Annotated in this window: 3 protein-coding genes and 1 pseudogene; 1 reads left to right on the top strand and 3 read right to left on the bottom strand. The window is 71.3% G+C overall.

Features of this window, described 5'->3' with window-relative positions:
* Positions 1–292 (top strand): annotated as a pseudogene (locus tag VJS38_RS10640) (hypothetical protein); the annotation flags it as partial.
* A 20-nt stretch (positions 293–312) separates the two neighbouring features.
* Here VJS38_RS10640 and VJS38_RS10635 read toward each other — a convergent pair.
* From VJS38_RS10635 to VJS38_RS10625, 3 genes are all read right to left on the bottom strand, one after another.
* Positions 313–1,107, bottom strand: coding sequence for a TlyA family RNA methyltransferase (locus VJS38_RS10635; RefSeq protein WP_324088121.1), 795 nt, complete (start codon positions 1,105–1,107; stop codon positions 313–315).
* 20 nt (positions 1,108–1,127) lie between these two features.
* Positions 1,128–3,791, bottom strand: coding sequence for a valine--tRNA ligase (locus VJS38_RS10630; protein ID WP_324088120.1), 2,664 nt, complete (start codon positions 3,789–3,791; stop codon positions 1,128–1,130).
* A gap of 95 nt (positions 3,792–3,886) precedes the next feature.
* Positions 3,887–4,426: a DUF2497 domain-containing protein gene (locus VJS38_RS10625; protein WP_324088119.1), complete on the bottom strand. Its 540-nt coding sequence runs from the start codon at positions 4,424–4,426 to the stop codon at positions 3,887–3,889.
* Positions 4,427–4,618 lie beyond the last annotated feature (192 nt).

Raw genomic sequence — 4,618 nt, 5'->3', positions numbered from 1 at the left:
CGCCCCTGCCCCGCCGCCGCCCCCGCCCGAGCCGCCACCGCCGCCGCGGGCCTACTACGCGCCGCCGCCGCCTCCCCCGGCGCCCGCCTACTACAGCCGCGATGACGATGACGACGACGCCCACTGGGCCTACGGCCGCCGCGGCGAGCGCTTCCGCATCGCCGAGCGCCCGGTCGGGCCGGACGGCTGCACCCTGGCGGAGAGCCCGATCTACCTGCCCGACGGCCGCGTCCAGAAGCGCTTCGTGCGCGTCTGCCAGGACAGCTCCGGCCGCTACCAGGTCGTCGACTGATCTCAGACCAAGTTCGAGCGTCAAACTGGCCGCCCGCCTCCCCGCGGGCGGCCTTTTTCTTGATCCTCCTCATTTGGGGAAGCATCTGATTTCCGAGCCCAGAGCAGGAACTCGCGATTGCCGTCGCCGCCCTCGATGGGGCTGTCGATCGTGGCCTGCACGGTCCAGCCGGAGAATTCCAGGAAGCGGCCGACGCCCGCCAGCGCATCCTCTCGCGCCGCCTCGTCCTTCACCAGGCCGCCCTTGCCGACGCGGGCCGGCCCGACCTCGAACTGCGGCTTGACCAGGGCGATCAGGTCGGCGCCCGGCTCCGCCAGGGCCAGCGCCGCCGGCAGCGCCTTCTCCAGGCTGATGAAGCTGACGTCGCTGACCACGAGCCGCGGCGGTACGGGAACCAAGGCTGCCGTCAGCGCCCGGGCGTCGGTCGCCTCCAGGCAGACGACGCGCGGATCGCGGCGAAGCAACGGATGCAGCTGCCCGCGGCCGACGTCGACTGCATAGACCCGCGCCGCGCCGCGCGCGAGGCAGACCTCGGTGAAGCCGCCGGTCGAGGCGCCGACGTCGAGGACCACCCTTCCCGCCACCGCGATCGGCCAGGCGTCCAGCGCATGGACCAGCTTCAGCGCGCCGCGGCCGACCCAGGGATGCGCCGGAGCGGCGACGATCTCCGCCGCCGCGTCGATGGCGTCGGACGCCTTGGCGACCAAGCGGCCGCCCGCCGTCACGCCGCCGGCCTCGATCGCCGCACGCGCCTTGGCCCGGCTCTCGAAGAAGCCGCGCTCCACCAGCAGGCTGTCGGCGCGCTTGCGGGGCAAGGGAGACGCCGCCTGCCGCGTTACGCCCCGCCCAGCCGCGCCAGCGCCGCCTCGAGCTTGGCCCTGGCGGCCTGGGCCTCGGCGAGGCGCTCGCGGTTCTCCTCGACCACCTCTTCCGGGGCGCGGGAGACGAAGTCGGGGTTGCCGAGCTTCTTGCCGAGCTTGTCGATCTCGGAGCCGAGGCTAGCCACCTCCTTGGTCAGCCGCGCGCGCTCGGCGGCAAGGTCGATGAACTCGGCCACCGGCAGCGCCAGGGTGGCGCCCGCGACGACATAGGGGATCGATCCCGCGGGCGCGGCGCCCTCGAACTTCACCTCGGCCACGCGCAGCAGCTGGGCGATCAGCGGCGCGCTGGCGGCCAGCACGCCGCGCTGGGCCTCGGTCGCCTCGACCACCAGCAGCGCCGGCCGCGCCGAGGGCGGCACGTTCAGCTCCTGGCGCACCGATCGGCCCTCGGAGATGGCGTCGATGATCAGGCCGATCTCGGCGTCGGCCGCCGGATCGATCAGGCTCTCCGGCAGCTCTGGCCAGCGGGCGGTCATCAGGAAGCCCGCATGCTCGCGCGGCGCGCCCTGACCCGCCGTCTGGGCCCACAGCTCCTCGGTCAGGAACGGCATCACCGGATGCAGCAGCTTCAGGATCACGTCCAGCGCCCACGCAGCGGTGGCGCGCGTCTCGTCGCGGGCGGCCTCGTCGGTCCCGTTGAGGATCGGCTTTGCCAGCTCGACGTACCAGTCGCAGTAGACGTTCCAGATGAAGCGATAGAGCGCGTTCGCCGCCTCGTCGAAGCCGCAGTCGGCCAGCGCCGCGGTCACCGCCGTGGCCGTGCGCACCGTCTCGCCGACGATCCAGCGGTTCAGCGTGCCCTGAACCTTGGCCGGATCGAAGCCCTCGGCCCGCGCGCAGCCGTTCATCTGGGCAAAGCGGGTGGCGTTCCAGAGCTTGGTGCCGAAGTTGCGATAGCCCTCGATCCTGGGCTTGGAGAGCTTGATGTCGCGCGCCGCCCCCGACATGGCGGTGAGGGTGAAGCGCAGGGCGTCGGCTCCGAACTCGTCCACCAGCTCCAGGGGGTCCATGACGTTGCCCTTGGACTTGGACATCTTCGCGCCGGTGGCGTCGCGCACCAGGGCGTTGATGAACACCCGCTTGAACGGCGCCTCGCCCATGAAGTGGATGCCTTGCATCATCATCCGGGCGACCCAGAAGAAGATGATGTCGAAGCCGGTGATCAGGGTGTGGGTCGGATAGAACCGCGCCAGGTCCTCAGTCTTCTGCGGCCAGCCCAGCGTCGAGAACGGCCAGAGCGCCGAGGAGAACCAGGTGTCGAGCACGTCCTCGTCCTGGCGCAGAGGCTCGTCGCGGCCGTAGTGCCGGCGCGCCTTGGCCTTGGCCTCTTCCTCGGTCTCCTCGACGAAGACGGCGCCGTCGGGGCCGAACCAGGCCGGGATCCGATGGCCCCACCAGAGCTGGCGCGAGATCGTCCAGGGCTGGATGTTGCGCATCCACTCGAAGTAGGTCTTCTCCCAGTGCCTGGGCGCGAAGACGGTGTCGCCCTGCTCGACCGCCTTGATGGCGTCCCTCGCCAGCACCTCGGCGTTCACGAACCACTGGTCGGTCAGGTAGGGCTCGACGACGACGCCGGAGCGGTCGCCGTGCGGCACGGTGTTCTTGACCTTCTCGATCCCGCGCAGCAGCTCGGCCGCCTCGAACGCCTCGACCACCTTCTTGCGCGCGACGAAGCGGTCGAGGCCGCGGTAGGCCTGCGGCGCCTCGTCGTTGATGCGGCCGAAGTCGTCGAGGATGTTGATCATCGGCAGGCCGTGGCGTTTGCCGACCTGGAAGTCGTTGAAGTCGTGGGCGGGGGTGATCTTCACCGCGCCCGAGCCCTTCTCGGGGTCGGCGTATTCGTCGGCGACGATCGGGATCAGCCGGCCGACGATCGGCAGGCGCACCTTTTTGCCGACCAGGTCCTTGTAGCGCTCGTCGCTCGGGTGGACCGCGACCGCGGTGTCGCCCAGCATGGTCTCGGGCCGGGTGGTGGCGACGACGATCTCGCCGCTGCCGTCCTCCAGCGGATAGGCGAAGTGCCAGAACTGGCCCTCCATCTCGCGCTGCTCGACCTCGAGATCGGAGATGGCGGTCTGGAAGTGCGGGTCCCAGTTCACCAGCCGCTTGTCGCGGTAGATCAGCCCCTCCTTGTGCAGGGCGACGAACACCTTGCGGACGGCCGCCGAGAGGCCTTCGTCGAGCGTGAAGCGCTCGCGGCTCCAGTCGCAGGAGGCGCCCAGCCTGCGCAGCTGGTTGACGATCTGGCCGCCGGACTCGGCCTTCCACTCCCAGACCTTGGCGACGAAGGCCTCGCGACCCAGGTCGCGCCGCCCGACGTTCCCCTCCTGGGCGAGCTTGCGCTCCACCACCATCTGGGTGGCGATGCCGGCGTGGTCGGTGCCGGGCAGCCACAGCGCCGCCTTGCCGCGCATCCGCTCGAAGCGGATCAGCACGTCCTGCAGGGTGTTGTTCAGCGCGTGGCCGATGTGCAGCGAGCCGGTGACGTTCGGCGGCGGGATGACGATGGAGAACGGCTCGGCGGCCGGATCGTCGATCGGCGCGAACGCGCCCGAGGCTTCCCACGCGGCGTAGAGGCGCGGCTCGGCGGTCTTGGGGTCGAAGGTTTTTTCAAGCATGGCGAGGTGCAGCGGTCCTTACCTTCCCGCACGGGAAGGCGAAAGCCCTCCCGCCCCTTTATGGGGAGGGACAGCTCGCCTTAAGGCGCGCTGCGCTACCCGCCCCTGGCGAGGCGCGAGACCTCGGCGTCGACCGCGCGCTGGACGATGCCGGGCAGGTTCTCGTCGAGCCACTGCTGGAGCAGCGGCCGCAGGAGTTCGCGGACCACGTCCTCCAGGGTGCGGCCGGGGGCCGGCATGGCCATGTTGCCGCTGAGCCGGCCGAATGCGGCGGCGGCGGCGGCGGCCGCCGGCGCGCTCACCAGACCGGCCATGTCCGGAACCTCGGGCGCGGCCGGCGGCGGCTCGGCCGGGGCGGAATAGATGTCGAGGTCGCCGTGGGTCTCGACCTTCTCGGTCAGCTCCAGCTCGTCGCTGTCGTCGCCGAAGCCTGCGGAGTCGGCGGCGGCGGCCGCGGCGAAATCCTCGTCCTCGGGAATCGGCAGCTCGTCGGCGGCCGGGGCGGGCGGCGGCGGCTCCCCGGGCGGCGGCGAGGCCGGGCTCGCGCTGGACTCGGGCGCGTCGTCTTCGGAGATGATTCGCCGGATGGAGGCGAGGATCTCCTCCATCGTCGGTTCTTGCGAAGAATCGGACATGTGTGCTGACCGCCGAGTCGATGAGAGAATCTTAAGCTCAACCTAGGCGGATGGCGGCGATCCTGCAATTTCCGCCGTCCGGCGCCGGGCCAAGTTTTCGCGCCGGGCGGCCTGCTCAGTGCGCGGGCGGCGTGGGCGCAGGCGCGGGAGCCGCTGCGGCGGGCGCAGGCGCGGCCGTCCGCGTCGGGCCCG

It is taken from the genome of Phenylobacterium sp. (assembly GCF_035276905.1).
GTDB lineage: Bacteria > Pseudomonadota > Alphaproteobacteria > Caulobacterales > Caulobacteraceae > Phenylobacterium.
This window is presented reverse-complemented; position numbering and strand designations above follow the sequence as displayed.